The organism is Bradyrhizobium genosp. L (genome assembly GCF_015624485.1).
Classification (GTDB): domain Bacteria; phylum Pseudomonadota; class Alphaproteobacteria; order Rhizobiales; family Xanthobacteraceae; genus Bradyrhizobium.
Genome location: NZ_CP061378.1, coordinates 6,957,871 through 6,983,528 on the forward strand (window position 1 = coordinate 6,957,871; position 25,658 = coordinate 6,983,528).

Sequence of the window (25,658 nt, forward strand, 5' to 3'; positions counted from 1 at the left end):
ATTGCGCAAGCGGCTAGAGATGACCCTACGCTGCGACGAGCAATTCGCCAACCTCGGCCATGCCGACGGCGCGATCGCCGAGCAGATGATCCGTCATCGTGCGCTGGGTGGTATTTTCCGCAAGCCGGAACGGATCGCCCGGCATCACGCGGTGGTCGATCACCATCCGCGACAGCAGCAGCCGGCGCGCATCGCCGCGCATCTCGTGGATGCGTTCGCCCTCCCAGGCCAGCGCCACCGCGCTCGCGACATGATAGAGCAGGCTGGTGGCGCGCCGCGCATCGCCCTCATTGTCGATGCGGCTTGCGACCTCGCGCGCGAATCCAATCGCGCGGTCGCCGAGGTCGCGCAGGCGGTTGCGCCAAGCTTGCGGCACATTCGGGCTGTCGTCGAGCCGCGCATGCAGATCGGCGGCGAGCGCATTATCCGCGCCGTGGCGGCCGACTGCGCGCTTCAGCGCGTCGATCGCGACGATGTTGCCGGTGCCCTCCCAGATCGAGCCGAGATGCGCGTCGCGCAGCAGCCGCGGCGTGACGAATTCCTCGATGTAGCCGATGCCGCCGCGCATCTCCATCGCATCGCCGCAGACTTTTCGGGCGTCGCGGGTGGCGCGGAATTTCAGGGTCGGCGTCAGGATACGCAGCAGCGCCGCGGCGTCCTGGCTGCCGGCTTCGGCGCGGTCGAGCGCGTCCGCGGTCAGAAAACTCATCGACAGCGCCTGCTCGGTCGGCAGCATGATCTTCATCAATTGCCGCCGCGCCAGCGGCAGATCGATGATGCGGCTTCCGAACACCACGCGGCCCCGTGCCACCGTGATCGCATCGTGCCAGGCGCGCCGCATCAGTGCGGTCGACTTCACGCCGTTGGAGAGCCGCGACGAGTTCACCATCTCGGCCATCTGGACAAAGCCGCGATCGAGCTTGCCGACGGCATAGGCGATCGCGCCGTCGAGCTTGATCTCGCCGGAGGCCATCGAGCGGGTGCCGAGCTTGTCCTTCAGCCGCACGATCCGATAGTGGTTCTGCGCGCCGTCCTCGAGGAACCGCGGCATCAGGAACAGGCCGACGCCGCGCGTGCCGGGTCCCGCACCTTCGGGGCGCGCCAACAGCATCACCACTTTGGCATCGGCGTTCGAGCAGAACCATTTTTCGCCATAGAGCCGCCAGTGGTCACCCTCCTGCACGGCGCGCGTGGTCAGCGTGCCGACGTCGGAGCCGCCTTCCTTCTCGGTCATGAACTGGCCGCCCTGGGTCAGTCTGCTCATGTCGGTCTGCGTCAGGCCGTCGAGATATTTCGCCTTTAGCGCTTCGCTGCCGAAATTTGCCAGCAGTTTGGCGCAGCCGTCGGTGACGTTGATCGGGCAGCCCATGCCGAATTCGGTCTGGTTGAACAGGAACGTGAAGGCGTGCTTGGCGACGACGGGGTATTTGTCGGGCCAGCCCATGATGCCTTTGCGGATCGACAGCGCGTGAATGCCGAACTCGCCGAAGGCGACCTTTTCGATCTCGCGATAGGCCGGATGGTATTCGATGTGCTGCACGTCGCGGCCGAACTTGTCGCGCTGGTGCAGCACCGGCGTATGCTGGTCGGCGAGGCGGGCGCATTCGTCGAGAAAGCCGCCGGCGAGGCCGCCGAGCCGGTCGAGATGCGGTTCGATGTGGCGGAATAAGGTGTCGGGGAGATGCAGTTTCAGAAGATCCGTCAGCGCCGGATCGGCCCGGTAGAAATTCATTCCGGTCGTGTCGGGGGCCAGCAGTCCGGGCTGGCTGGCGGATGACGGCGTCACATTCTGCTTGAGCGGCTGCATTGAAATCCCGGCTGCGTTCCTCATTTCTTTAAACAAGACTATCCTCCTCCGGCCGAGCAAAGGAAAGCCCAATGGATATTCCAAAATACAAGACCGCCCTGATCGTCGGCGCCGGCGAAGGCCTCAGCGCCTCGCTGGCCCGGATATTTTCGCAGGAGGGAATTCGCGTCGCGCTTGCCGCGCGCAGCATCGAAAAGCTCGGGGCGCTCTGCACCGAAACCAAGGCGCGCGCCTATGCCTGCGACGCCACCAAGCACGAGGACGTCGAGCGGCTGTTCGGCCTGGTCGAGCGCGAGATCGGGACGCCCGACGTCGTGGTCTATAATGCGAGCGGCCGCTCGCGCGGACCGTTCGTCGAGCTGGTTCCCTCGGAGGTCGAGCAGGCGATCGCGGTCAGTGCGTTCGGCGGTTTCCTGGTCGCGCAGGAAGCCACCAAGCGCATGCTGCCCAACAAGAAGGGCGCGATCCTGTTCACCGGCGCCTCCGCCAGCGTCAAGGGCTACGCGCAGTCGGCGCCGTTCGCGATGGGCAAATTCGCGCTGCGCGGGCTGGCGCAGAGCATGGCCCGCGAATTGTCGCCGCAGGGTATCCATGTCGCGCATTTCGTGATCGATGGCGGCATCCGCAGCGCCGCCCGCACCGAGCCGACCGACCGGCCGGATTCGATGCTCGATCCGGACGCGATCGCGCTGAGCTACTGGAACGTGCTGCAGCAGCCGCGCAGCGCCTGGAGCTGGGAGCTCGAACTGCGGCCCTGGGTCGAGAAGTTTTGAGATGACGTTTGTCATGCAAATACGTAAGGTGGGCAAAGCGTAAGCGTGCCCACCATCACGAGCACGCAAGACATGGTGGGCACGGCGCTTCGCGCCTTTGCCCACCCTACGAAGCAACAATGAAGCAACAAGATCAGGGGAGCGATATGACCAGCGACATCAAGATCGAGACCGGCACCGACGAACTGCTCTGCGTGATCCGCGACCGCGTCGCCATCATCACGCTGAACCGCCCCGACGCGCGTAATTCACTGTCGGATACTCTAACCCCGGCACTGCGCACCATGATCCGGACCTGCGGCGAGAATCCGGAGGTCGGCGTGCTCTTGATCACCGGCGCCGGCAAGGCGTTCTGCGCCGGCGGCAACGTCAAGGGCATGGGCGCCCATCGCGATCCGAAGAAGCTCGAAATGTCCTATGAGGACAAGGTCGCCGATTTGCAGGAGCGCCAGCGCCTGCTCACCGGCGCGCTGGCCTCGGTGCGCAAGCCGACCATCGCCGCCCTGCCCGGCCCCGCCGTCGGCGCCGGGCTGTCGATTGCGCTCGCCTGCGACATCCGCATCGCCGCGCAATCGGCGTTCATTTCGACCGGATATCTGCGCGTGGCACTGAGCGGCGACTACGGTATCGCCTGGCTCTTGACCCGCCTGGTCGGCACCTCGCGGGCCCGCGAATTGATGTTCACCGCGGAGAAGGTCGATGCCACGAGGTGCGAGCAGATCGGCCTCGTCAACCGCGTGGTGCCGGACGAGACGCTGCAGGACGAGGCGTTTGCGCTGGCGAAGTCGATGGCCGAAGGCCCGACCTTGGCGCTGCGCTACATGAAGGACAATCTCGACGAAGCCATGTTGTTCGACTTCGCCACCGCGCGCGATCACGAGGCCGAACGATTGATCCGGCTCACCACGACGGCCGATCACAAGGAAGCCGTGCAGGCGTTCATCGACAAGCGGAAACCGGTGTTCAAAGGCAACTGAGCGCGGAGCGCCTCAGAAGTCACCTCTCCCCCTGTGGGAGAGGTCGGATTGCATCGGAAGATGCAATCCGGGTGAGGGGTTCAGGTCTATCCTCAAGAGCGAGTTTGCCGAGAGGCTTCACCCCTCACCCGCACCGCATTCCGCTTCGCTGCATGCGCTGCGGCCTCTCCCACAGGGGGAGAGGCGAAGAAAGAGGAGCGCGCGAAATCGACGAACGCCCGCAGCGCCGCCGGCAATTGGCGGCGGCTTGGGTAATAGAGGAAGAATCCGGGATAGGCCGGGCACCAGTCGGCGAGCACGCGGATCAGCTTGCGCCTGGCAATCAAGTCGTCGACCTGTGCCTCGAACACGTAAGCGAGCCCAGCCCCGTCGAGCGCGGCATCGACCATCAGATCCTGGTCGTTCAGCGTCAGCGGCCCCGTGACGTCGATATCGACCTCGATGCCGCCGCGCTCGAACTCCCAGCGAAGCACGCATTCGTCGAAAAGGAGCTGGCGGAGTGGCGGAGCGTGGCGACGTCGACGGATTTTGCCGAAGATAAGTGAGTTATCGCCGCTCGTCATGCCGGGCTTGACCCGGCAATCCATCACATCAAAAGAACTTTCACTCGATGGATGCGCGAGTCAAGCCCGCGCACGACGAGTTGGGATTGCGGCACTGAAAAAGAAAATGGCCCGGTTCTGGAGGGGCCCAGAACCGGGCCAAGTTGCGTCAAGCCGCAAGCGAGGACATCGCGGCCAAGCGGGAAGTGGCGGCAAGCCGCCAGCTGGCACAGGGAATGTCTTGCGGTTCGACGTGGATCTGTTTCTCGAAGCGCACCAGCTTCCAGTCGCCGGGGCTCGCGGTGAAGGCGTATTCGGACTTGCGGGCCAGCGCGATCATGCTCGTATTGGAACGCAGCGTGTCGGCGAAAATGCTGGCGGCCCCGAAGGACGCCGCGCGGCATTCGAGATTCTTCAACAGCGCCTTGCCAATGCCGTGGCCCTGCCACCGGTCATCGATCGACAGGCCGAACTCGACGCTCGACGTATCGGCATGGAAGGCATAGCGGGCTTCGCCGACGATGGTCTCGAAACCATCGACCAGCATCGTCGCGACCACCGTGAACCGGTCAGCCTCGCCGACATGAATGAAGCGCTCGAGCTCCGTCTTCGGCAGCTCGCTCAGCGCGCCCAGGAAGCGGTTGTAGCGGGATTGCGTCGAGAGGGCGCGGATGAAGCTCTGCAGCTCCTCGCGGTCGCGCGGCTCGACGAAGCGCACCTTGATCTCCCGCCCATCCTTGGCACGCAGCACGTCGGAATATCGCTTGAGATCGTCGAGATGCAGCGCAGTCATGACACGCTCCTCGGGCGGATAGATTGGCTGGCGCCCCTCTATCGAGGCGGCGCCAGCGGAGGCGGCCTTTCAGGCCCGCCAGAACGGCTTCTCGGTCTCGAGCACGATATCGCTGCGGGACATTCCGATGTCGTGGAGGTCGCGCTCCGACCATTGCGACAGCTCACGCCGGCGCTCGTAGCGGTCCCACCACACGTGAAGCGTTTCGCCGACCTGACCCAGCAGGCCGGGCGTATGATGATTTGTCATCGATTCATGGGTGAAAATGGACATTTGCGGCTCCTCTCGGTAACCTGTTGGATAGAATATCGGAGCTATTCGGCCGGTTCACAAACGACACTTTGTACCGCTTCGCATGAATTAAAGTCATGTATTGGGAGATCATCCGGAGATGACGAATCGGCTGCCTTCGCTGAATGGCCTGCGCGCCTTCGAGGCGGCCGCGCGGCACATGAGCTTCACGCTCGCGGCGTCCGAGCTGAACGTGACGCAGACCGCGATCAGCCATCAGATCCGACGGCTCGAGGAAGAGCTCGGCGTGCGCCTGTTCGTCCGCCAGAATCGCTCGCTGAGCCTGACGCCGGAGGCTGCCGAATACCTTCCCGGCGTCCGCGCCGCCTTCAACGACCTGCGGCTGGCGACCGACCGCCTGCTGCGGCGCGACGATGACCACGTGCTGACCGTCTCGACCCTCGCATCGCTCGCCGCCAAATGGCTGCTGCCGCGGCTCTCCGCATTCCAGGAGGCGCATCCCGGCATCGACGTCCGCATCACCACCTCGACCAGCCTGGTCGACTTCCAGCGCGACAAGGTCGACGCGGCGATCCGCTACGGCCGCGGCCAATGGTCCGGCCTGCGCGCCGACTGGCTGATGGCGGACGAATTGTTCCCGGTGTGCAGCCCGTCGCTGCTGCAGGGAGGCAAGCCGCTCGCGTGCCCGGAGGATCTCAGGGATCGCACGCTGTTGCATACCAGCGGCGCCAACAGCGACGATTGGCGGCTGTGGCTGACCGCGGCGGGACTGCCGACCGATCTCTCCAAGCAGCCGGGCGTCACCTTCGATCTGCTGTTCGTGACCATCCAGGCTGCGATCGACGGCATCGGCGTCGCGATGGGCCGCACCTCCTATGTGAAGGACGACGTGGCCAAGGGCCGCCTCGTGGCTCCCTTCAAGATCGCACTCCCGGCCGACGCCGGCTTTTATCTGGTGTCGCCGCAGGGCCGCGCCGACACGCCAAAGCTCGCCGCGTTCCGGAGCTGGATCGGCGCCGCCGCACACGCGACCTCTTGATGCAGCGCACGCTGCGTCAAGACTTGTCCACCTACGGCTTTTTTCCCATGTGGCGCGGGCGATTTCGGGTTGGTGGCGTCGGACTGACGTGCCAAATTGCCGCGCATGGCAGGTTAACTGCCTTGGCTGGCGAGACAATTTTCGCCAGCCGTTATGCCACGGGGAGGAAAGGGCGTTATGTCGCAGTCGAGTTCATCGCAAGTCCCGCAAATCAAGTCGCGCCTCGGCGCCATTCTGCGCGCGACCAGCGGCAATTTCCTCGAGCAGTTCGATTTCTTCCTGTTCGGCTTCTATGCATCGGCGATCGCCAAGGCCTTCTTCCCTGCCTCCAATGAAACCGCGGCGCTGCTCAACGCGTTCGGCGTGTTCTGGCTCGGCGCGCTGATGCGCCCGGTCGGCGCGATCGTGCTCGGCGCCTATATCGACCGGATCGGCCGCCGCCAGGGCCTGATCGTGACGCTGGCGATCATGGCCGTCGGCACTGTCGTGATCGCAATCTGTCCGAGCTATGAGACGATCGGCATCGCCGCGCCGATCATCGTGCTGCTCGCCCGCCTGCTGCAGGGCTTCTCGGCCGGCGTCGAGCTCGGCGGTGTCTCGGTCTATCTCGCGGAGATCGCAACCCCCGGCAATCGCGGCTTCTACACCTCGTTCCAGTCGGCGAGCCAGCAGGTCGCGATCTTCGTCGCCTCGATCCTCGGCTTCATCCTGAGCGAGAGCATGCCGGCCGCGACCGTCGCGTCGTGGGGCTGGCGCATCCCGTTCTTCGTCGGCTGCATGATCATTCCGGTGATCTTCTTCCTGCGGCGGACGCTGGAGGAGACCCCGGCATTCCTGGCGATGAAGAAGCACCCGACCGCGAGCGAGGTGTTCGCCTCGGCGCTCGCCAACTGGCGCATCGTCATCCTCGGCATGATGATCGCGGTGCTGACCACCACGACCTTCTACTTCGTCACCGTCTATACACCGACCTTCGGCAAGACCGTGCTGAAGCTGTCGACGCAGGACGCGCTGCTGGTCACGCTGCTGGTCGCCGTGACCAATTTCATCTGGAATCCGGTCGGCGGCGCGGTGTCCGACCGGCTCGGCCGCAAGCCGGTGCTGCTTGCGATCGCAGGCCTCTCGCTGCTGACCGCCTATCCGGCGCTGCACTGGCTGGTGAGCGATCCAAGCTTCGGCAAGATGCTGGCCGTGGAAATGATGTTCTCGTTCTACTTCGGCGTCTACAGCGGCACCATGCTGGGCTGCCTGGTCGAGATCGTGCCGGCGCATGTCCGCACCACCTGCTTCTCGCTGGCCTTTGCGCTGGCGGCCGGGCTGTTCGGCACCTTCACGCCGTTTGCCTCGACCTGGCTGATCCAGCACACCGGCGACAAGGCCTCGCCCGGCTACTGGCTGATGTGCGCCGCCGCGCTCGGCATCGTCGCCGCGCTGATCGTCTATCGCGGCGGCCAGACCATCGAGCAGCGCGAGACCGTTGCGGCCTGATCGTCCGCATGCAATCGGGGCAGGCCGACCGCCTGCCCCGACATGTTGCTTTCCATGCCAACAACGATAACAAGAGCGCATGGTTGATCTGACGCGCAGGTTCGACGTGCTGGTGATCGGCGGCGGCAACGCCGCCCTCTGCGCCGCGATCAGCGCACGCCGCGCCGGCGCTTCGGTGCTGGTGCTCGAAGGCGCGCCAAAATTCTACCGCGGCGGCAATACCCGGCACACGCGCAACATGCGCTGCGCCCATGATGCGGCGACCGAGATCCTCACCGGTCCCTATACCGAGGAGGAATTCTGGGAAGACCTGCTGCGCGTGACCGGCGGCCAGACCGACGAAGAGCTGGCGCGCTTCATGATCCATGAATCCAAGGACATCCTGAACTGGATCGTCGAGCAGGGCGTGCGGTGGCAACCTTCGCTCGGCGGCACCTTGAGCCTTGGCCGCACCAACTCGTTCTTCCTCGGCGGTGGCCGTGCGATGCTGAACGCGCTGTACCGCACCGCCGAGGCGCTCGGCGTCGACGTCCTCTACGATGCCGAGGTGATCGATCTCAAGATCGAGGACGGCATGTTCCTGTCGGCCGCGCTGAAGCAGCCGGTCGGCGGCCGGACCGAAGTGCCTGCCTCGGCGCTGGTCGCAGCCGCCGGCGGCTTCGAGGCCAACATCGAGTGGCTGAAGCAATATTGGGGCGAGGCCGCCGACAATTTCCTGATCCGCGGCACGCCGTTCAATCGCGGCGCGATCCTGAAGATGCTGCTGGCCAAGGGCGTGCAGGAGATCGGCGATCCCACGCAATGCCATGCAGTCGCGATCGACGCCCGCGCGCCGAAATTCGACGGTGGCATCATCACGCGTCATGATTCGGTGGTGTTCGGCATCGTCGTCAACAAGCACGCCGCGCGGTTCTACGACGAGGGCGAGGACATCTGGCCGAAGCGCTACGCGATCTGGGGCCGCCTGGTCGCCGCCCAGCCCGACCAGATCGCCTACATCATCTTCGACTCGACCGTGGTGACGAGCTTCATGCCGACGCTGTTTCCGCCGATCGCGGGGCAGACGATCGCCGAACTTGCCGGCAAGCTCGAGCTCGATCCGGGCGCGCTGGAAAAGACCATCACCGAATTCAACGCCGCGGTGCAACCAGGCACATTCGACCACACCATCCTCGACGATTGCCGCACCGAAGGCATCACGCCGGCGAAGACGCATTGGGCGCGCAGGATCGAGACGCCGCCCTACCTCGCCTATCCGGTGCGACCGGGCATCACCTTCACCTATCTCGGCACCCGCGTGAACAGAGAGGCGCGGATGATGATGCAGGACGGCAGGCCCTCCGCCAACATGTTCGCCGCCGGCGAGATCATGGCCGGCAACGTGCTCGGCAAGGGCTATGCCGCCGGCATGGGCATGACCATCGGCAGCGTGTTCGGCCGCGTCGCCGGGCGGGAAGCGGCCAGAAATGCACGGAACTGATGCCGCGCTTTTCTCACCTCGCCCCGCTTGCGGGGAGAGGTCGTATCGCATCGAAGATGCGATACGGGTGAGGGGGAGTCTCCCCGAGCACGGTGCGTGGAGAGCCCCCCTCATCCCGACCTTCTCCCCGCACGCGGGGAGAAGGGGAAGATCGGAGGAAGCATGTCGCGTACTAAATTTGCTGCCGCAGCGGCGGCATTGATGGCTTCAACAGCCGCCTACGCCGCCGAGCCGATCGCGTTGCGCGACATGGGCTCGTTCCATGTCGGCGGCCGGCTGGTCGAGATCACGGGCAAGCCGGTGAAGGAAGTGACCTTCACCGCGGGCGGCGTGCCGGCGAAGGTCGATCCGAACGGCACCTACCAGGTCGAGCAAATGTACGTGCAGTACTTCCTGCCGCAGAACGAGAAGGGCGCCTATCCGCTGCTGCTCTGGCACGGCGGCGGATTGACCGGCGTCACCTATGAGACGACGCCCGATGGCCGCGAAGGCTGGCTGAACTATTTCCTGCGCAAGGGCTGGAGCGTCTACAATTCGGATGCGGTCGAGCGCGGGCGTGCCGGCTGGGCGCAATATCCCGATATCTTCAAGGGCGAGCCGGTGTTCCTGACCACTTCGAATCCGTTCGAGCGGTTTCGCATCGGCGATGGTCCGGGCTCGTATGATCCCGATCCGGCCAAGCGGAAGCTGATGCCGGGCAGCCAGTTCCCGAACGAAGGTTATGAGAACTTCGTCAAGCAGAACGTGCCGCGCTGGACCACGACCGATGACGCGACGATCGCGGCCTATATCGCCGAGATCGACAAGGTCGGCCCCTGCATCATCCTGTTCCACAGCCAGGCCGGCACTTTCGGCTTCAAGGTTGCGCAGGCGCGGCCCGACAAGGTGAAGGCGCTGATCGCAATCGAGCCCGCCGGCGTCGGCGATCCCGCCAAGGTCGACGCGCTGAAGAACATCCCGACCCTGATGGTGTACGGCGACTACATCGAGCGCGATTCGCGCTGGCCGAAGATCCGCGCCACCGGCACGGCCTTCGCCGATGCCATCAGGGCCGCCGGCGGCAGCGTCGATGTGGTCGACCTGCCCAAGGTCGGCATCAAGGGCAACTCGCACATGATGATGATGGACAAGAACAACGCCGAGGTCGCCGGCCTGATCCAGACATGGCTGGAAGGCAAAGGGCTGACCAAACAATAGGAAGCAGAACGCGATGCACGGGACCAGGACATTGCAGGAGGCCGACCGTCTGATGACGGTGTGCAATTCCTGCCGCTATTGCGAGGGCCTGTGCGCGGTGTTTCCCGCCATGGAGATGCGCCGCGCCTTCTCCGACGGCGACCTCAACTATCTCGCCAATCTCTGCCACGCCTGCGGTGCGTGCTACACCGACTGCCAGTTCTCGCCGCCGCATGAGTTCAACGTCAATGTGCCGAAGACGCTTGCGATCGCACGCGCCGAATCCTATGCCGCCTATGCCTGGCCACGCGCCTTTGCCGGCGCATTTGCACGCAACGGCCTCGTCATCAGCGTGATCGCGGCGCTCAGCATCGCGGCCTTCATCTTCGGCTTCGCCGCGGTGAGCGATCCCGGCGTGTTGACCGGCATCCACACCGGCCCCGGCGCATTCTACAGATTGATGCCGCACAACGCGATGGCGCTGTTGTTCGGCGCCGCCCTGCTTTACGCGATGCTGGCGCTGGTGATGGGCGTGCGCAGCTTCTGGCGCGCGATCGGCGAGCCCATCGGCATGAAAACGGATGCCAAGGCGCTGTTGCAGGCGCTCCGCGACGCCGGCGAGCTGCGCTATCTCGATGGCGGCGGGGTCGGCTGCTTCAACGAGGACGACCAGCCGACCGACCGCCGCAAGCTGTATCACCACTTCACGTTCTACGGCTTTGTGCTGTGCTTCGCCGCGACCTGCACCGGCACGCTGTACCACTATCTGCTGGCGCGCGAGGCGCCTTACGCGTGGTGGGACCTGCCGGTCGTGCTTGGTACGCTCGGCGGCATCGGGCTGGTGATCGGACCGATCGGCTTGCTCACGGAAAAATGGAAGCGCGACCGCGTGCTGGTCGACGAACAGCAAATGGGCATGGATGCCGCGTTCATCCTGATGCTGTTCCTGACCAGCATCACTGGGCTGGCATTGTTGCTGTGGCGCGAGACCGGTGCGATGGGCCCGCTGCTGGCGTTGCATCTCGGCGTCGTGTTCGCGCTGTTCATCACCATGCCATATGGCAAGTTCGTGCACGGCATCTATCGGTTTGTGGCGCTGGTGCGCTACGCGCGGGAACGGCAGCAGATGTAGGATGGGTGGAGCGCAGCGATACCCATCATCTCACCACACGACACGAAACTGATGGGCATCGCTGCGCTCGACCCATCCTACGGCATCCGTCCCGTAGCTATAGCTCCACCACCACGTAGTCGCTCTCCACCGCGACCTTGAGCGTCTCCGCGACATACGGACCCTTCACCACATTGCTGCCCGGCTCGACATTGACCGGATAGGCGCGAGCCCGAAAGCGACGGGGGTCGCAATAGGACTGGCCGGTACGGATATCGAACTCCCAGCCGTGCCACGGACAGCGCAGGATCTCTCCGAGCTTGGTGTATTCGATCTCGCCGGGGTCCGACGACGAGGCAAGCCCGATCAGCGGACCCTCGCACAAGGCCGCGCCCTGATGCGGGCAGCGATTCAGCAGACCGAAAAACTCGCCCTTGACGTTGAAGACCGCGATCGGCCGGCCGTCGATCTCGAGGAACTTTCGCGACCCCGGCGGCAATTCATCCACCGGGGCGATCACATGCCTCGCCATCAAGAAACGCCGTACAGCTGCTTCGCATTGCCGAGATAGAACGCCTGCCTGTTGGCATCGCTGACGCCGGCCGGCAGCACGCGCGACGGCTCGTCGTAATCCCAATGCGGATAGTCGGTGGCGAACAGCAGCTTGTCCCAGCCGATCCATTCGATCAACTGAAACAGATGATCGCGGCTCTCCGGGTCTTCCATCGGCTGCGTCGTCCACCAGATGTGGTCGCGGATATATTCCGACGGCTTGCGCTTGAGATGCGGCACCTCGGCATGCAACCGTGAAAATACCTTGTCGAGCCGCCAGGCCAGCGACGGCGCCCAGCCGAAGCCGGCCTCGACCATCACCATCTTCAGCTTCGGAAAGCGCGCGAACACGCCTTCGAGCACCAGGCTCGCGAGCGCCGTTTGCTGGCACTGCGAATGCCCAACCATCTCCTCGATGTAATAGCTCGGCCAGCCCGACGCGGTGATCGGGTTGCCGCCGAAGCCGAAAGCGTGCACGCCGATCGGAAGGCCCGCTTCCTGTGCGGCCTCGTAGATCGGCCAATAGCGGCGCTGGCCGAGCGGCTCGACATTGCGGCTGAGCAGCAGCACCTGGACGAAATTCTTGTCCCCTGCACGCTTGCGAATCTCGGCGGCAGCCGAGACGCCGTCTTCATTGGCGACGACGACCGAGCCCTTCAGCCGGGAATCCTTGCTGGTCCATTTCTCGATCTGCCAGTCGTTGATCGCGGCGCAGATCGCGGCGGCCAGATCCTGGTTGCGCAGGCCCTGCCCGGTGGCGAGCGGATTGAGGACGCCAAGCGCGACGTTGTTCGGATCGAGATGCTGCTGCTGCATGAAGGACAGCGACGAGCCCTGCGGCCCGCCTTCCGGCGGATAGGCATCGCGCCGCGAGGCATTGGGCTGCGCCTTCGGATAGGGTGGGCCTTCCATCATGCCCTGATAGGCGTGGACGCCGAAGGTCTCGAGATGGCTGTGCCAGCGCTTTGCGAGGAAGGGATAGAGCTCATCCTTGGTCGCCCGCGCCGGATGGATGTCGCAATCCGCAATCGCGGTCTTGATGCTGCTCGATGCGGCGACCTCGGGACGTTCACGAAGCTGGATGTTCATGGCGCCGTCTCCTTCACTCTCAGACGCATGTAAGTCGCATGCGGATTGTCGATCATGATCTTGCGGACCAGATCAGGCGACAGACCTTCCGGCAGCACCGCGTCGCCGTCGAACTGCCAATGCGGGTAGTCGGTCGAGAATAGGATCAATTCGTCCGACTGCATATGGTCGAACAACCGGTTCAGCGTGTCCGGTTCCGGCGGTGCGTCGACCGGTTGCAGCGAGAAGCGGATGTTGCTGCGCACAATCTCCAACGGGGCGCGGTCGACCCACGGCGTTTCCATGCGGATACCGCGCCAGAACTTGTGCAGCCGCCACAGGAACGGCGGCAGCCAGGTGAAACCCGACTCCAGCATCACCATTTTCAGCTTCGGATGGCGCGCGAACACGCCCTCGACGATCAGGCTGGTGAGCTGGGTCTGGAACGCCTGCGCCTGCGCGACATAGTCCTCGATGTGGTAGGAACCCCAACCGACCGAAGACGGCGGATTGTGATAGGCGCTGCCGGCATGGATGCCGATCGGCAGGCCGAGCCGCTCGGCCGCCGCATAGATCGGCCAATAGTGCCGCTTGCCGAGCGGCATGTCGCCCATCACCAGCATCAGCACCTGCACGAAGCGCCTGTCCTGCGCGCAGCGCTCGATCTCGGCGACCGCCTTCTCGATGCTCTGCACCGGGATCACGATCGAGCCGCGCAAGCGGTCGTCCTTGTCGAGCCACTCCTTGGCCAGCCAGTCGTTCAGCGCACGGCAGAAGGCGTTGGCCATGTCCTCGGAAAACACCATCTGCACGCCGTAGAGCGGATTGCAGATGCCATACGCCGTGCCGAATGGATCGAGCGCCTGGCGCTGCAGGTCGGCAAGGTTTGCGCCCGGCTTGCCCTGTGCGGGGCGCCAGTCGGGCCGCGACGCGATCGGCGAGTTGGCCGGATAGGACTGCGAGATCAAATCCGTCATGCCGCGCGTCGTGACCTGGTCGCGCCAGTAGTCGTTCATATAGGGCAGCAGGCTGGTGAGGTGAGGCACCGCGGGATGCAGATCGCAATCCACACCGCCGGCAATCGGCGACATCATGACGTTTCCTCCGCGGGACGGCGCTTCGTCGAGGCACTCCCCGCGTCGCTTGGCTCTTTCGCACATTCAAGCAGGCCCGCCGCCGGCTCGCAACTCGGCAGGGGTCGCTGTGCTGTGCTAGGAAGGCAGAACGCCCCACGGGAAATTCATGGCAAACAACAAGAAAGGCCGCCGATGAACGCGCTCACCTCCATTGCCGGACAGGTCGCGGCGAAACTGATCGCAAACAAGCAAACCATTGCGGTCGCGGAATCCTCCACCGGCGGATTGATCTCGGCCTCGCTGCTCGCGGTGCCCGGAGCCTCGGCCTATTTCCTCGGCGGCGGTGTGATCTACACCCGCGACGCGCGGCGCGCGCTGATGGATATTCCGGATGACGCAATGAGGGGAATCCGCTCGGCGTCGGAGCCCTATGCGCAACTGCTGGCGCGCCAGATCCGCGAACGCCTCTCGACCGACTGGGGGTTGTCGGAGACCGGCGCAACAGGACCGACCGGCAATCGCTACGGCGACGCCGCCGGTCACAGCTGCATGGCGGTGGCCGGCCCGCGAGCCGCGGTGATCACCCTCGAGACCGGCAGTGGTGATCGGGCCGCGAACATGCAGGCGTTTGCCGCGGCGGCGCTGGAACTGCTGCTGAAGAATTTGTCGCGGTAGTTAAGCCGCCGTCGTCCCGGCTAAGGTCGGGACGACGCGGTGAGAGGCCGAAGCCCTCACCTCTCGCGGAAAGAGCGCATGAACTGGTCGTGCAGCGGCTTCATCAGATAGGACATCATGGTGCGGTCGCCGGTCTGGACGAAGGCTTCCACCGGCATGCCCGGGATGATCTTGACCTCGCTGCCGAGCCGCGCAACCTCTTCCGGCGGCATCGAGACGCGGATGGTGTAGTAGGACTGCCCGGTGCGCTGGTCCTGGGTGGTGTCGGCGGACACACGGGTGACGACGCCGTTCAGCTCGGGCGTGGTGCGCTGGTTGAAGGCGGACAGCCGCAATAGCGTCTTCTGGCCGATCTGCAGCTTGTCGATGTCCTGCGGATTGACCTTGGCTTCGACCGACAGCGCGTCGGCTTTCGGCACGATCATCATGATGGCGTCGCCGGCGGTGATGACGCCGCCGACCGTGTGCACGGTCGATTGCAGCACCACGCCGTCCTGCGGCGCGCGGATATCGATGCGGCGGAGCTGGTCTTCCGCGGAGACCTTGCGCTCGACGAATTCGCCGATCTTGTCGTTGGCCTCGCGCAGATCCTTGGAGACGTCGGCAAGCATGTCCTTGTCGACCTGGATGATCTGCAGCTCGGTCTCGGTGATCTTGCCCTTGGCCTGGGCGCGCTGGGCGATGTATTGCGCGCGCTCGCCGGCGAGCCGCGCAGCGTCACGCTCCAGCGTGGTCAACCGGGTGAGCTGCACCAGATGCTGCTCATAGAGCTGCTTGACGCCGACCAGCTCCTGCTGCACCAGCGCGATCTCCTTGTCCTTGGAGGCCTCCTGTGCCTCGAGCCCGGAGATCTCCTCCTTGAGCTGGACGATGCGCTCGCGCAGCTGCGCCTTCTGGCCGGTACGGCCGTTGACGCGAACCTCGAACAGCTTGCTTTCACTCGCCATGATGTCGCGGACGTCAGGGTCGTTGGCCTGTTCGGTCAAAGCCTTCGGGAACGCGATCTTGTCGAGGCCCTGCTGCTCGGCCTCCAGCCGCGCCGAGCGCGCATAGAGACCGTTCAGGGTCTTGACCACGATGGCAAGGCTCGCCTTGACGACCGTCTCGTCGAGACGCACCACGACGTCGCCAGCCTTCACGAAGTCGCCGTCACGCGCCAGGATCTCGCCGACCACGCCACCGGTCGGATGCTGCACCTTCTTGACGTTGGAATCGACCACCACCGAGCCCGGCGCGATCAGCGCGCCCGAGAGCGGCACCGTGGAGGCCCAGCCCCCGACGCCGCCGCCCAGCACCAGCACCACGGCGAGGCCGACAACGAGATGTTTGCGGATCGAGCGATGTGCGTCGCGCGGCTTGTCGGTCATGACTTGGCTGCTCCCGCATCGGCGACGATCTTGATCGGCGGTGGCGACGGCGGCGCGACGCGCTGCAGCACCTGCGACAGCACGGCCTCCTTCGGGCCGAAGGTCTGCATGCGGCCGTCCTTCACCACCAGCAGCTGGTCGACACCCTCGATGCCGATCGGCCGGTGCGCGACCACGATGACGACCGCGCCGCGCTCGCGGGCGCCGCGCACCGCGCGGGTCAGCGCCTCGTCGCCCTCGCTGTCGAGATTGGAGTTCGGCTCGTCCAGCACGATCAGGAACGGATTGCCGTAGAGCGCCCGCGCCAGCGCCACGCGCTGCGCCTGGCCGGCGGAGAGTGCGGTGCCCTGCTCACCCACCTGGGTGTCGTAGCCCTCGCGCATCTTGATGATCATCTCGTGCACGCCGGCTTCCTTGGCGGCGGCGATGATGCCGTCGGATTTGGCCTCGGGATCGAAGCGGCAGATGTTTTGCGCGACCGAGCCGGCAAACAGCTCGACATCCTGCGGCAGGTAACCGATATGGCGGCCGATCACGTCCGGCGCCCACTGATCGAGTGCGGCGCCGTCGAGCCGCACCTTGCCGCGCGCTGGGGTCCAGACGCCGACCAGCGCCCGGATCAGCGATGACTTTCCGGAGCCGCTCGGGCCGATCACGCCAACGCCGGAGCCGGCCTCGACCGCAAAGGTGACGTCCTGCACGATGACGCGCTGATCGCCGGGCGCCACCATGGCGATGCCTTCGACCGACAGTTTCTTGATCGGCGCCTGCAAAAGGGTCTGCTCGGCCCGTGCAGGAATCTGCTGCAGCAGGCGATTCAGCCGCGCCCAGCTCTGCCGCGCGGCGACAAAGCCCTTCCAATGCGCGATCGCGAGATCGACCGGCGCCAGCGCCCGGGCGCTCAGGATCGAACCGGCGATGATGATGCCGCCGGTGGCCTCCTGGTTGATCACGAGATAGGCGCCGGTCGCGAGCACCGCCGACTGCAGCATCATGCGCAGCACCTTGGCGACGGCGCCGAGCCCGCCGGTGACGTCGCTGGCGCGCTGGTTGCCGGCGAGATATTCCTCGTTCGCAGCATTCCAGCGCTTGTTCATCCGCCCCGCCATGCCCATCGCCACCAGCACCTCGGCGTTGCGCCGGCTGGAGGCAGCGAGATCGTTGCGCCGCGCCGCCAGCGACATCGCCTCCTTGGCCGGCGAGCGCGACATGTATTCGGTGACCAGGGTCAGCGTCACCAGGATGACGGCGCCGATCAGCGCGGTGACGCCGAGCAGCCAATGGAACGCGAAGCAGATCGCCATGTAGAACGGCAGCCAGGGCAGGTCGAAGAACGCGCTCGGGCCCTGGCTTCCGAGGAACGAGCGGACGTTGTCGAGGTCGCGCAGCGGCTGCAAGCCCTCGCTGCGGTTGCCGGCCAGCAGCGGCAGCCGCACCACGGTGTCGAACACCCGCGCATTGAGGGCTTCGTCGAGCGAGGTTCCGATCCGGCCCAGGATGCGTCCACGCAGCAAATCGAGCACACCCTGCGCCATGTAAAGGCCGGCGGCGATCACCGCGAGACCGACCAGGGTCGGAATGCTGCGGCTTGGCAGCACCCGGTCATAGACCTGCAGCATGAACATCGAACCTGTCAGGTACAGCAGGTTGACCATGCAACTGATGAGACCGACGCCGATGAAGGCACTGCGGCATGCGCGCAACGCGTCACTCAGTTCGGAACGCCGGACGGCGGGTGCGGCTGCCATGAAATTCGATCTCTGCAAAAGGGCTAGGTGATGCCCAAGGTTGTACCGGGGTTTGTGACCACCGTCCATTTAAGTCGCGTTAACCGGAAGATGGTTCGCGTCCTCCTTTCGAGATGGCACAAAGAGTTGACGGAATAATAATGGCCCCTTTGCCGCCAAAGCGGGCCGCGAAGCGGGCTTGTTCGCGAAAAACCCGCGCAGGGCGGACCTGCAACGCGACGAAGCCCCCCGGAATCATGCGGGGTTTCGAGCGTTGTTCCATTTGCTGGCGGCCTAAGCACGCCACGATGCAGCTGGAACCGACGACGGATCGTGCCGGGCTAGGTGGTGGCCACCATTGGCTCCACCAGGACACAGCGGGCCTGGTGACCGGGGCCGACCTCGACATTGGGCGGCAGAGCCTCCTTGCAGCGCGGCTGGGCAAGGCCGCAGCGCGGCGCAAACGAGCAGGCGGCGGGCGCCTGGTCGAGCGAAGGCGGCGTGCCCGGAATGGTTTCCAGCCGCTGGCCGCGCTTGGCACCGTGAATGGTCGAGGCCAGCAAGCCCCTGGCGTAGGGATGGGCCGGACTGCGCACGATCTGGCGCAAGGCGCCCTGCTCCACGATCTGGCCGGCATACATCACCGCGACCCGGTCGCAGATCTCGATGGCGACGCCGATGTCGTGGGTCACGAAGATCACGGACATGCCGAATTCGCGCTGCAGCTCGCGCAGCAGCAGCAGGATCTGGATCTGCACAGTGGCGTCCAGCGCCGTGGTCGGCTCGTCCGCGAGCAGGATCTTCGGCTTGCAGGCCAGCGCCAACGCAATCATCGCGCGCTGGCGCATGCCGCCGGACATCTCGTGCGGATGGGACTCCAGCCTGCGCTTGGCGGAGGGGATCCGCACCACTTCGAGCATCTCGAGCGCGCGCGCCATCGCGTCCCGCTCGCTCTTGCCCTCGTGGCGCATCACCGTCTCGGCGATCTGCCGGCCGATGGTGTAGACCGGATCGAGCGCCAGCGCCGGTTCCTGGAAGATCATCGAGACGGTCTGGCCGCGGAACGCGGACAGCGCCTCGTCGTCCATCGCCAGCACGTCCCGGCCCAGCACCTTCACCTGGCCCGAGATCTGCGTCCGCTTCTTCGGCAACAGCCGCATCAACGCCCGCAGTGTCACGCTCTTGCCGGAGCCGGACTCGCCGAGCAACCCCAGCACCTCGCCCTCGCCGAGCGACAGGCTGAGATCGTTCACGGCATGGACCGTGCGGTCGCCGGTGAAGCGGATGTTGAGATTGTTGATCTCGACGAGGTCGGTCATGCGAGCTTGGGCACGTGTGCGTGGAAGTCGGTCGCGCGCTGGAACGCAGCGCCGATCCGCAACAGCGTGGCCTCCTCGAACGAGCGGCCGATCAGCTGCATGCCGACCGGCAGGCCTGCCTTGGTGAAGCCCGACGGGATCGAGAGCGACGGCAGGCCGAGATAGTTGACCGGGCGGGTGAACCGGGTCAGCCGCTGGATCACCGCCTCCGCACCGGGGCCGTTGCCGACGTCGCTTTCGGCGATCGTCGGTGCCGGCACTGGCGCCGACGGCGCGATCACGGCATCGACGCCGCTCACCGCCGCATTGTGGGCGGCGAGCGCCGGGCCACGCCAGCGCATCGCCTCGAGATAGGTCACCGCCGGGATCGCGAGGCCATTCTGCAATCGCATCAGGACCTGTGCGCCGTAATCCTGCGGCCGCTCGATCATCCAGCGCTTGTGGAATGCAGCCGACTCGACCGCGAGGATCAATTGCGAGGCGCCGCTGAGCTGACGCTGGTCGGGCAATTCGACCCTGACGATCTCCGCGCCCTCCTGCTTCAGGGTGGCAACGGTCTCATCGAGGATGCGTGCCACCTCGGGATCGAGATCGTCGACATAGAACGTCGTGGGGACGCCGATCCTGAGCCCTTTCAGCGACTGTTTGGTCGCGGCCACATAATCCGGCACCGGCAGGTGCGACGCCGTCGGATCCTCCGGGTCGGCGCCGGCCATCAGGCCGAGCAGCAGCGCGCAATCTTCCGCCGTCTGCGCCAACGGGCCGACGGTATCGAGCGATTGCGACAGCGGCATCGCGCCGGCGCGGCTGACGCGGCCGACCGTGGTCTTCAATCCGGTGACGCCGCAGAAATGCGCGGGCATGCGCACCGAGCCGCCGGTATCGGAACCGAGCGCGGCGAACGTCAGTCGCGCGGCGACCGCCGAGCCCGAGCCCGACGACGAGCCGCCGGTGATGTGCTCGGTGTTCCAGGGATTGCGCACTGCGCCGTAATGCACGTTGTGGCCGGTCGGCCCGAACGCGAATTCGACCATCTGCAGCGAGCCGAGCCGGACCTGCCCGGCATCCTTCAACCGCTGCAGCGCGGTTGCGGTCGTCTTCGGCACGAAATCGCGGCGGATCAGCGAGCCGCAGGTCACGACCTTGCCGGCGTCGTAATACATGTCCTTGTGCGCCAGCGGCACGCCGTGCAGCGCGCCGCTTCCGTTGCCCCTGGCAAGCGCGGCATCGGCCTCAGTCGCGGCGGCCAGGGCCTGCTCGGATTCGACCGCCATATAGGCGTTGAGCCGCGGCTGCCACTCGGCGATCCGATGCAGCACGGCGCGCGTCACCTCGTGCGAGGAGATCTTCTTCTCGGCAATCGCCCTGGCGACCGCGGTCAGCGTCATCAATGCAGGCTCGGTGCTCATTTCGACACCTTCGCCGTCTGCGCCAGCACGAAGCTCGCCGGTTCGAGATCGAACGGCAGCGTGCCGGAGATCGGAGCGAAACCGTCGAAGGCGGGGCCGATCGACGTGGCGATGCGGTTGGCGGTCTCGTCATCGGCGGGGACGTCGGCGACATCAGCGATCACCTTGACGTCCTTGGGAGTTGGTCTTGTCATGCCGCGTTGTCTCCTCTTGCTTTTGCCGGCGCGCGGCTGTGCGCTGAGCCCGCTATGGCCATGTAGCACGCCGCCTGATGGCCCATTGTATCGAGATCGCTGAGCTTTGGCGTGTCGTTTGCGCAGAGCGGCTCCGCAAACGGGCAACGGGTGTGAAACCGGCAGCCCGACGGCGGATCGATCGGATTGGGCGGATCGCCCGAGATCGGCGGCACCTCGGTACGCCGGTCCGGATCGGACGACGGCATCGCCGCCAGCAGCGCGCGCGTGTAGGGATGCGCCGGCGCGTCCCACACCGCATCGACCGGGCCGAGCTCGACGACCTCGCCGAGATACATCACCAGCACGCGGTCGGAGATGTAGCGGACCACGTTGAGGTCGTGGCTGATGAAGAGATAGGTCAGCCCGAACTCGCGCTTCAGGTCGGCCAGCAGATTGAGCACCTGCGCCTCGACCGATTTGTCGAGCGCGGAAACCGCTTCATCGAGTATCACCAGCCGCGGCGACAGCGCCAGCGCGCGGGCGATGTTGACGCGCTGGCGCTGGCCGCCGGAGATCTCGTGTGGATAGCGGTTGGCGAAGGTTTCGGGCCGCAAGCCCACCTTGCCGAGCAGCTCGCGCGCCAGCGCCCGCGCCGCGCGGTCGGCCATGCCATGCACCTTCGGCCCGAAGGCGATGGATTCCTCGATCGTGAGCCGCGGATTGAGCGAGGCATAGCTGTCCTGGAACACCATCTGCATGCCGCGGCGCAGCTCGCGCAAGGAGAGCGACGGACCGACCTGCATGCCGTCATAGACGATGTCGCCGGCATCGCGGCTCATCAGATGCATCAAGAGCCGCGCCGTGGTCGATTTTCCGCAACCGGACTCGCCGACGATGCCGACGGTCTCGCCCTTCATCACGGCGAAGGTGACGTCGTCGACGGCGCGCACCGTCTTGCGCGGGCTGAACAGCCCGCCGCGCACCGGGAAATGCTTGGTCAGCCCTGTGACCTGGAGCAGCGGCTGCGCGGCGCCGCCGACATCGGCGACCGGCTCCAGCATGTCGGCGGCGAGATTGGCGTCGCTCATCGGCCTAGTTCCTGATGTCCATGGCGCTGCGCATGCCGTCGCTGAACAGGTTGAAGCAGATCGAGACCGCAAAGATCATCGCACCCGGCAGCGCCGCGACCCCTGGATTGACATAGATCGCGGTGCGCAGCGTGTTCAGCATCAGCCCCCATTCCGGCTCCGGCGGCTTGGTCCCGAGCCCGAGGAAGGAGAGACCGGCGGCAAGGATCATCGACACCGAGATCAGCCCGGTGGCGTAGACGAAGATCGGGCCCAGCACGTTGCCCAGCATGTGCACGCGCATGATGGTGAAGGGTCCGGCGCCGGAGGCGCGCGCCGCCTCGACGAAATCCATGTTGCGCACGCCCGTGGTGACGCTCTCGGCAACGCGGGTGATCTGCGGCACGAATACCACGGTCAGCGACACGATCGAATTGAGGATGCCGGCGCCGAGCGCGCCCGAGATCGCGATCGCCAGCAGCACCGAGGGGAAGGCGTAGAACACGTCGACGGTGCGCATGATCGCGGTGTTGAGCCTGCCGCCGACATAGCCGGCGATCAGCCCGAGCGAGGTGCCGATCACGAAGGCGAGGATCACGGGCAAGATGCCGACCACCAGGGACAGCCGTCCGCCATAGACCAGCCGCGCCAGCATGTCGCGGCCGAGCTCGTCGGTGCCGAGCGGATAGCCCGGCGTGCCGATATGGCGGAGGCGGCGGATCATCGAGCCCTGATAGGGATCGGCGAGGCCAAGCCACGGCGCCAGCAGCGCGGAGGCGAAGATCAGCACCAGGATGATGGCGCAGGCCATGCTGACCTTGTCCCTGACGATGCGGCGCCCGACCGTCGCCCAATAGCCGCGCGCCTTCGTCGGGGGGGCGACCTGCAACGTAGTGTCTGTCATCGCGCTCATGGTCAGCTCCGCTTGATGCGCGGATCGATCGCGGCCTGCGCGATGTCGACCAGGAGGTTGAGCAGCACGAAGAACAGCGCCAGCACCAGGATCGTGCCCTGCAACAGCGGCAGGTCGCGCTGGAAGATCGCCGAATTGAGCAGGAATCCCGAGCCCGGCCACGAGAACACCGTCTCGATCAGGATCGAGCCGCCGAGCATGTAGCCGAGCTGAAGCCCCATCACGGCGAGCGCGGTCGGCGCGGCATTCTTGACGACGTGGCGGAACACCCCGGTCTCGCGCAGGCCCTTGGCGCGCAGCGCCTCGACGAAATCCTGGCTCAATATGTCGCCGGTCAGCGCGCGCACGGTGCGGGTGACGATACCCATCGGGACCACCGAGGCCGTGATCGCCGGCAGCACCAGATAGCGCAGATGCTCCCAGTCCCACGCCCAGGCGCCGGAGCCGCCGGGACCTGCACCGACGGCGGGCAGCCAGTTGAGCTGCACCGAGAAGATGATGACCAGCACCATGCCGAGCCAGTAATACGGCACCGAGACGCCGGCGATGGCGAGCGAGGTCGTGACCTTGTCGATCCAGGTATCGCGGAAATAGCCCGCGATCAGGCCGAACAGCAGCCCGAGCGTGAAGCCGATCAGCGCAGCCGCGATCGCCAGCGTCACCGTGTTGCCGACCGCGCGCATCACCTCCGAGAGCACCGGACGGCCGGTCGCGATCGAATTGCCGAGATCGCCGTGGAGCGCGCGCCACAGCCACAGCCCGAACTGCACCGGCAGCGGCCGATCGAAGCCGTAAGCGCTACGCAGCTGCGCGGCGAGCTCCTGCGAGGCATCCGCCGGCAGCACGGCAACCAGCGGATCGCCCGGCGTGATGTGCACCAGCAGAAAGCACACCAGCGCCACGCTGAGCACGATCGGAATGACGTAGACGATCCGTCTGGCGGTATAGGCTAACACGTTGCGTTCTTTCTTCCGTCCCCCGTTGTCAGGACAGGGCTATCGCAGGGGGCACCGCCAAAACATCGAAAACAACCCCATGCAAAGGAGCCTCGGCTGCCCGCGTTCGACACGGCCACTTGACACGTCGGGCAACTCAGTGGCATTCTTCCAATATTCCGAAATCGCATGCAAGCGCCCCTCGCCCCGTCGTAAAGGGGCGGCACCACTCATGACGCGGCGACGTCCTCACGGCACGATCGAGACCGGCGAGAAGTCGACGAACCAGCTCTTCGGCTGCACGAAACCCTTGATCTTCGGGCTCATCGCGCGCGGTGCGACGTCGTGGGCGACGTAGAGGAAGTCCGCGTCGTCGACCGAGGCGGCATGCAACTCGGCGAGCGCCGCATCGCGCGCGGCAGGATCGAAGGTCTGGCGCGCCTTCTTCACGAGTTCGTCGAACTTCGGATTGTTGACGAACCCCCAATTGTTCGAGACCGGCGGCGCCATGCCCGACTGCAGGAAGCGCACCAGCGCGAAGAACGGATCCATCGCCGCGTAGGTCACGTTGATCGCATTCGAGCCGTTGGCCGTCGGATCCTTGACGCCGCGCCGCCAGTTGGTGAACAGCGTATTCCATTCGATGACGTCGAGCTGCACATCGAAGTAGCACTCGGCCAATGCCTGCTGCAGGTATTCGTTCATCGGCAGCGGCAGCATCTGGCCGGAGCCGGACGCCGAGGTCTGGATCTTGACCGTCAGTTTCTTGTTCGGGCCGTAACCGGCCTCCTGCATCAGCTTCTGCGCGGCCGGCTTGTCGTACTTGATCTGAAACGTGGGATTGCCGCGCCAGGGATGGCCGGGCTCGAACGTGCCGGTGGCGGGCACCATCAGGCCTGCGAGCAGCCCTTCGCGCAGCCCTTCGCGATCGATGCAGAGATTGGCGGCCTTGCGCACCCGGATGTCGTTCCACGGCGAGCCTTCGACGCGGGAGAACTGCCACGGCCAGACATGCGGCTCCTCGTTGGAATAGAGCACGAAGCCGCGCTGCTTGATCTCGGGCAGCGCATCCGGCGCCGGCGCCTCGATCCAGTTGACCTGCCCGGACAGCAGCGCCGCGGTGCGGGCGTTGGCCTCCGGCATCGGCAAGAGCACCATCTTGTCGACCTTCGGCACCCGCGCCTTGTCCCAGTAATTGTCGTTCTTGACCAGCTCAAGCCGCTCGCGCGGGGTGAAGCCCGACATCTTCCACGGGCCGGTGCCCGAAGCGTCCTTGGCGAACGCCGCCCAGGCGGCCTGCGACTTGGCCTTGGCGTCGGCGCCTTCGGCCTTGCCGTAGAACTGCTGCCACTTCGCCGGGCTCGCCATGAACAGGTTGGTCAGGTTGATCGGCAGGAAACTGTCCGGCTCCTTGGTGGTCAGCTCGACCGTCATGTCGTCGATCTTGCGCGCCGAAACCAGGGTCGGCATGCGCGAGGCGGTGACGCCGACCTGGCTCGGATCGAATTGCGGCGCGTCCTGCTTCAGCACCTTGTCGACGTTCCAGACCACGGCGTCGGCATTGAACGGCGAACCGTCATGGAAGCTGACGCCGGGGCGCAGCCTGAAGGTCCACTTGGTGTGATCGGCGTCGTCGACCTTCCACTCGGTGGCGAGGCCCGGGATCACCACGCTCGCCTTGTCCGCCGACGACAGGTCCCACATCGTCAGCGCGTCGTACATCGTCAGCCCGGTGAAGCGGTTGCCCTCAAAACCCTGATCGGGCTGGCCGAGCGTGCGCGGAATGTCGGCAGCCGTCATGCCGATGCGCAGCACGGTCTCGGCGCGGACCGCCGCCGGCACGGCAGCGGTCATCACAAGCGCCAGCATGATCGCTGTCGCGCCGGTCTTCCTGTTACGCATTTGAGCTACCCCTTCGAATTCTTGTGACGTGTTG

23 protein-coding genes and 1 pseudogene are annotated in these 25,658 nt (G+C 65.6%); 8 read left to right on the forward strand and 16 right to left on the reverse strand.

The features are described 5' to 3' along the window. Positions 1–25 precede the first annotated feature (25 nt). The gene (locus IC762_RS33150) at positions 26–1,807 is read right to left on the reverse strand and encodes an acyl-CoA dehydrogenase family protein (protein ID WP_195786274.1); all 1,782 of its coding nucleotides are present in this window, start codon (positions 1,805–1,807) and stop codon (positions 26–28) included. A gap of 71 nt (positions 1,808–1,878) precedes the next feature. Here IC762_RS33150 and IC762_RS33155 point away from each other — a divergent pair, with 71 nt between their 5' ends. Together IC762_RS33155 and IC762_RS33160 are read left to right on the forward strand one after the other, a co-directional pair. Then, positions 1,879–2,580, forward strand: a complete 702-nt coding sequence (locus IC762_RS33155) for an SDR family NAD(P)-dependent oxidoreductase (RefSeq protein WP_195786275.1) — start codon at positions 1,879–1,881, stop codon at positions 2,578–2,580. A gap of 146 nt (positions 2,581–2,726) precedes the next feature. Continuing rightward, positions 2,727–3,557: an enoyl-CoA hydratase gene (locus IC762_RS33160; RefSeq protein WP_195786276.1), complete on the forward strand. Its 831-nt coding sequence runs from the start codon at positions 2,727–2,729 to the stop codon at positions 3,555–3,557. Positions 3,558–3,751: 194 nt separating this feature from the next. Here IC762_RS33160 and IC762_RS33165 read toward each other — a convergent pair. From IC762_RS33165 to IC762_RS33175, 3 genes and pseudogenes are all read right to left on the reverse strand, one after another. Further along, a pseudogene (locus tag IC762_RS33165) lies at positions 3,752–4,024 on the reverse strand (LysR substrate-binding domain-containing protein); the annotation flags it as partial. A gap of 244 nt (positions 4,025–4,268) precedes the next feature. After that, complete coding sequence (locus tag IC762_RS33170) at positions 4,269–4,892, reverse strand: GNAT family N-acetyltransferase (RefSeq protein WP_195786277.1); 624 nt, start codon at positions 4,890–4,892, stop codon at positions 4,269–4,271. Positions 4,893–4,961: 69 nt separating this feature from the next. Next, positions 4,962–5,165, reverse strand: coding sequence for a DUF1127 domain-containing protein (locus tag IC762_RS33175; RefSeq protein ID WP_195786278.1), 204 nt, complete (start codon positions 5,163–5,165; stop codon positions 4,962–4,964). Between the two features lie 118 nt (positions 5,166–5,283). Here IC762_RS33175 and IC762_RS33180 point away from each other — a divergent pair, with 118 nt between their 5' ends. The 5 genes from IC762_RS33180 (at position 5,284) to tcuB (ending at position 11,459) form a co-directional block, all read left to right on the forward strand. After that, positions 5,284–6,183: a transcriptional regulator GcvA gene (locus tag IC762_RS33180; RefSeq protein ID WP_195786279.1), complete on the forward strand. Its 900-nt coding sequence runs from the start codon at positions 5,284–5,286 to the stop codon at positions 6,181–6,183. Between the two features lie 177 nt (positions 6,184–6,360). Beyond that, on the forward strand, positions 6,361–7,671 hold the full coding sequence (locus IC762_RS33185) for an MFS transporter (RefSeq protein WP_195786280.1): 1,311 nt from the start codon (positions 6,361–6,363) through the stop codon (positions 7,669–7,671). Between the two features lie 79 nt (positions 7,672–7,750). Further along, positions 7,751–9,151, forward strand: coding sequence for an FAD-dependent tricarballylate dehydrogenase TcuA (gene tcuA, locus IC762_RS33190; protein ID WP_195786281.1), 1,401 nt, complete (start codon positions 7,751–7,753; stop codon positions 9,149–9,151). Between the two features lie 201 nt (positions 9,152–9,352). Beyond that, a complete protein-coding gene (locus IC762_RS33195; RefSeq protein ID WP_246801352.1) occupies positions 9,353–10,348 on the forward strand; it encodes an esterase in 996 nt (331 codons plus the stop codon). Positions 10,349–10,361: 13 nt separating this feature from the next. Next, positions 10,362–11,459: a tricarballylate utilization 4Fe-4S protein TcuB gene (gene tcuB / locus IC762_RS33200; protein ID WP_195786283.1), complete on the forward strand. Its 1,098-nt coding sequence runs from the start codon at positions 10,362–10,364 to the stop codon at positions 11,457–11,459. A gap of 97 nt (positions 11,460–11,556) precedes the next feature. On the opposite strand, the gene IC762_RS33205 is transcribed toward tcuB, so the two are convergent. Genes IC762_RS33205 through IC762_RS33215 form a run of 3 tightly spaced genes read right to left on the reverse strand, consistent with a single transcriptional unit; the run spans position 11,557 to position 14,152 of the window. Continuing rightward, positions 11,557–11,970, reverse strand: coding sequence for a Rieske (2Fe-2S) protein (locus tag IC762_RS33205; protein ID WP_195786284.1), 414 nt, complete (start codon positions 11,968–11,970; stop codon positions 11,557–11,559). Next, a complete protein-coding gene (locus IC762_RS33210) occupies positions 11,970–13,079 on the reverse strand; it encodes an amidohydrolase family protein (protein ID WP_195786285.1) in 1,110 nt (369 codons plus the stop codon). Before IC762_RS33210 ends, IC762_RS33205 begins: the two co-directional genes overlap by 1 nt. Further along, positions 13,076–14,152 (reverse strand): amidohydrolase family protein, encoded by a 1,077-nt coding sequence (locus IC762_RS33215; protein WP_195786286.1) that lies wholly within the window; start codon positions 14,150–14,152, stop codon positions 13,076–13,078. Before IC762_RS33215 ends, IC762_RS33210 begins: the two co-directional genes overlap by 4 nt. 174 nt (positions 14,153–14,326) lie before the next feature. Here IC762_RS33215 and IC762_RS33220 point away from each other — a divergent pair, with 174 nt between their 5' ends. Then, on the forward strand, positions 14,327–14,809 hold the full coding sequence (locus tag IC762_RS33220; protein WP_195786287.1) for a CinA family protein: 483 nt from the start codon (positions 14,327–14,329) through the stop codon (positions 14,807–14,809). A 56-nt stretch (positions 14,810–14,865) separates the two neighbouring features. Here IC762_RS33220 and IC762_RS33225 read toward each other — a convergent pair whose 3' ends face one another. From IC762_RS33225 to IC762_RS33265, 9 genes are all read right to left on the reverse strand, one after another. Further along, positions 14,866–16,176 carry an HlyD family type I secretion periplasmic adaptor subunit gene (locus tag IC762_RS33225; RefSeq protein ID WP_195786288.1) on the reverse strand — a complete coding sequence of 437 codons (1,311 nt, stop codon included), beginning with the start codon at positions 16,174–16,176 and terminating at the stop codon, positions 14,866–14,868. After that, positions 16,173–17,924 carry a type I secretion system permease/ATPase gene (locus tag IC762_RS33230; protein WP_195786289.1) on the reverse strand — a complete coding sequence of 584 codons (1,752 nt, stop codon included), beginning with the start codon at positions 17,922–17,924 and terminating at the stop codon, positions 16,173–16,175. The genes IC762_RS33225 and IC762_RS33230 overlap by 4 nt, the downstream gene beginning before the upstream one ends. 320 nt (positions 17,925–18,244) lie before the next feature. Next, positions 18,245–19,222, reverse strand: a complete 978-nt coding sequence (locus IC762_RS33235; protein ID WP_195786290.1) for an ABC transporter ATP-binding protein — start codon at positions 19,220–19,222, stop codon at positions 18,245–18,247. Next, positions 19,219–20,631: an amidase gene (locus tag IC762_RS33240; RefSeq protein ID WP_195786291.1), complete on the reverse strand. Its 1,413-nt coding sequence runs from the start codon at positions 20,629–20,631 to the stop codon at positions 19,219–19,221. The genes IC762_RS33235 and IC762_RS33240 overlap by 4 nt, the downstream gene beginning before the upstream one ends. After that, complete coding sequence (locus IC762_RS33245; RefSeq protein ID WP_195786292.1) at positions 20,628–20,825, reverse strand: hypothetical protein; 198 nt, start codon at positions 20,823–20,825, stop codon at positions 20,628–20,630. The genes IC762_RS33240 and IC762_RS33245 overlap by 4 nt, the downstream gene beginning before the upstream one ends. Beyond that, a complete protein-coding gene (locus IC762_RS33250) occupies positions 20,822–21,895 on the reverse strand; it encodes an ABC transporter ATP-binding protein (protein WP_195786293.1) in 1,074 nt (357 codons plus the stop codon). The genes IC762_RS33245 and IC762_RS33250 overlap by 4 nt, the downstream gene beginning before the upstream one ends. 4 nt (positions 21,896–21,899) lie before the next feature. Then, positions 21,900–22,787 carry an ABC transporter permease gene (locus IC762_RS33255; RefSeq protein ID WP_195786294.1) on the reverse strand — a complete coding sequence of 296 codons (888 nt, stop codon included), beginning with the start codon at positions 22,785–22,787 and terminating at the stop codon, positions 21,900–21,902. 2 nt (positions 22,788–22,789) lie between these two features. Next, a complete protein-coding gene (locus IC762_RS33260) occupies positions 22,790–23,743 on the reverse strand; it encodes an ABC transporter permease (RefSeq protein WP_195786295.1) in 954 nt (317 codons plus the stop codon). Positions 23,744–23,971: 228 nt separating this feature from the next. Further along, a complete protein-coding gene (locus IC762_RS33265; RefSeq protein WP_195786296.1) occupies positions 23,972–25,624 on the reverse strand; it encodes an ABC transporter substrate-binding protein in 1,653 nt (550 codons plus the stop codon). Between the last annotated feature and the right edge of the window lie 34 nt (positions 25,625–25,658).

Bases quoted from the DNA above. Each gene is read 5' to 3' on its own strand.
- IC762_RS33150 (WP_195786274.1), bottom strand. From the start codon at position 1,807: ATGCAGCCGCTCAAGCAGAATGTGACGCCGTCATCCGCCAGCCAGCCC.
- IC762_RS33155 (WP_195786275.1), top strand. From the start codon at position 1,879: ATGGATATTCCAAAATACAAGACCGCCCTGATCGTCGGCGCCGGCGAA.
- IC762_RS33160 (WP_195786276.1), top strand. From the start codon at position 2,727: ATGACCAGCGACATCAAGATCGAGACCGGCACCGACGAACTGCTCTGC.
- IC762_RS33170 (WP_195786277.1), bottom strand. From the start codon at position 4,892: ATGACTGCGCTGCATCTCGACGATCTCAAGCGATATTCCGACGTGCTG.
- IC762_RS33175 (WP_195786278.1), bottom strand. From the start codon at position 5,165: ATGTCCATTTTCACCCATGAATCGATGACAAATCATCATACGCCCGGC.
- IC762_RS33180 (WP_195786279.1), top strand. From the start codon at position 5,284: ATGACGAATCGGCTGCCTTCGCTGAATGGCCTGCGCGCCTTCGAGGCG.
- IC762_RS33185 (WP_195786280.1), top strand. From the start codon at position 6,361: ATGTCGCAGTCGAGTTCATCGCAAGTCCCGCAAATCAAGTCGCGCCTC.
- tcuA (WP_195786281.1), top strand. From the start codon at position 7,751: ATGGTTGATCTGACGCGCAGGTTCGACGTGCTGGTGATCGGCGGCGGC.
- IC762_RS33195 (WP_246801352.1), top strand. From the start codon at position 9,353: ATGGCTTCAACAGCCGCCTACGCCGCCGAGCCGATCGCGTTGCGCGAC.
- tcuB (WP_195786283.1), top strand. From the start codon at position 10,362: ATGCACGGGACCAGGACATTGCAGGAGGCCGACCGTCTGATGACGGTG.
- IC762_RS33205 (WP_195786284.1), bottom strand. From the start codon at position 11,970: ATGGCGAGGCATGTGATCGCCCCGGTGGATGAATTGCCGCCGGGGTCG.
- IC762_RS33210 (WP_195786285.1), bottom strand. From the start codon at position 13,079: ATGAACATCCAGCTTCGTGAACGTCCCGAGGTCGCCGCATCGAGCAGC.
- IC762_RS33215 (WP_195786286.1), bottom strand. From the start codon at position 14,152: ATGATGTCGCCGATTGCCGGCGGTGTGGATTGCGATCTGCATCCCGCG.
- IC762_RS33220 (WP_195786287.1), top strand. From the start codon at position 14,327: ATGAACGCGCTCACCTCCATTGCCGGACAGGTCGCGGCGAAACTGATC.
- IC762_RS33225 (WP_195786288.1), bottom strand. From the start codon at position 16,176: ATGACCGACAAGCCGCGCGACGCACATCGCTCGATCCGCAAACATCTC.
- IC762_RS33230 (WP_195786289.1), bottom strand. From the start codon at position 17,924: ATGGCAGCCGCACCCGCCGTCCGGCGTTCCGAACTGAGTGACGCGTTG.
- IC762_RS33235 (WP_195786290.1), bottom strand. From the start codon at position 19,222: ATGACCGACCTCGTCGAGATCAACAATCTCAACATCCGCTTCACCGGC.
- IC762_RS33240 (WP_195786291.1), bottom strand. From the start codon at position 20,631: ATGAGCACCGAGCCTGCATTGATGACGCTGACCGCGGTCGCCAGGGCG.
- IC762_RS33245 (WP_195786292.1), bottom strand. From the start codon at position 20,825: ATGACAAGACCAACTCCCAAGGACGTCAAGGTGATCGCTGATGTCGCC.
- IC762_RS33250 (WP_195786293.1), bottom strand. From the start codon at position 21,895: ATGAGCGACGCCAATCTCGCCGCCGACATGCTGGAGCCGGTCGCCGAT.
- IC762_RS33255 (WP_195786294.1), bottom strand. From the start codon at position 22,787: ATGAGCGCGATGACAGACACTACGTTGCAGGTCGCCCCCCCGACGAAG.
- IC762_RS33265 (WP_195786296.1), bottom strand. From the start codon at position 25,624: ATGCGTAACAGGAAGACCGGCGCGACAGCGATCATGCTGGCGCTTGTG.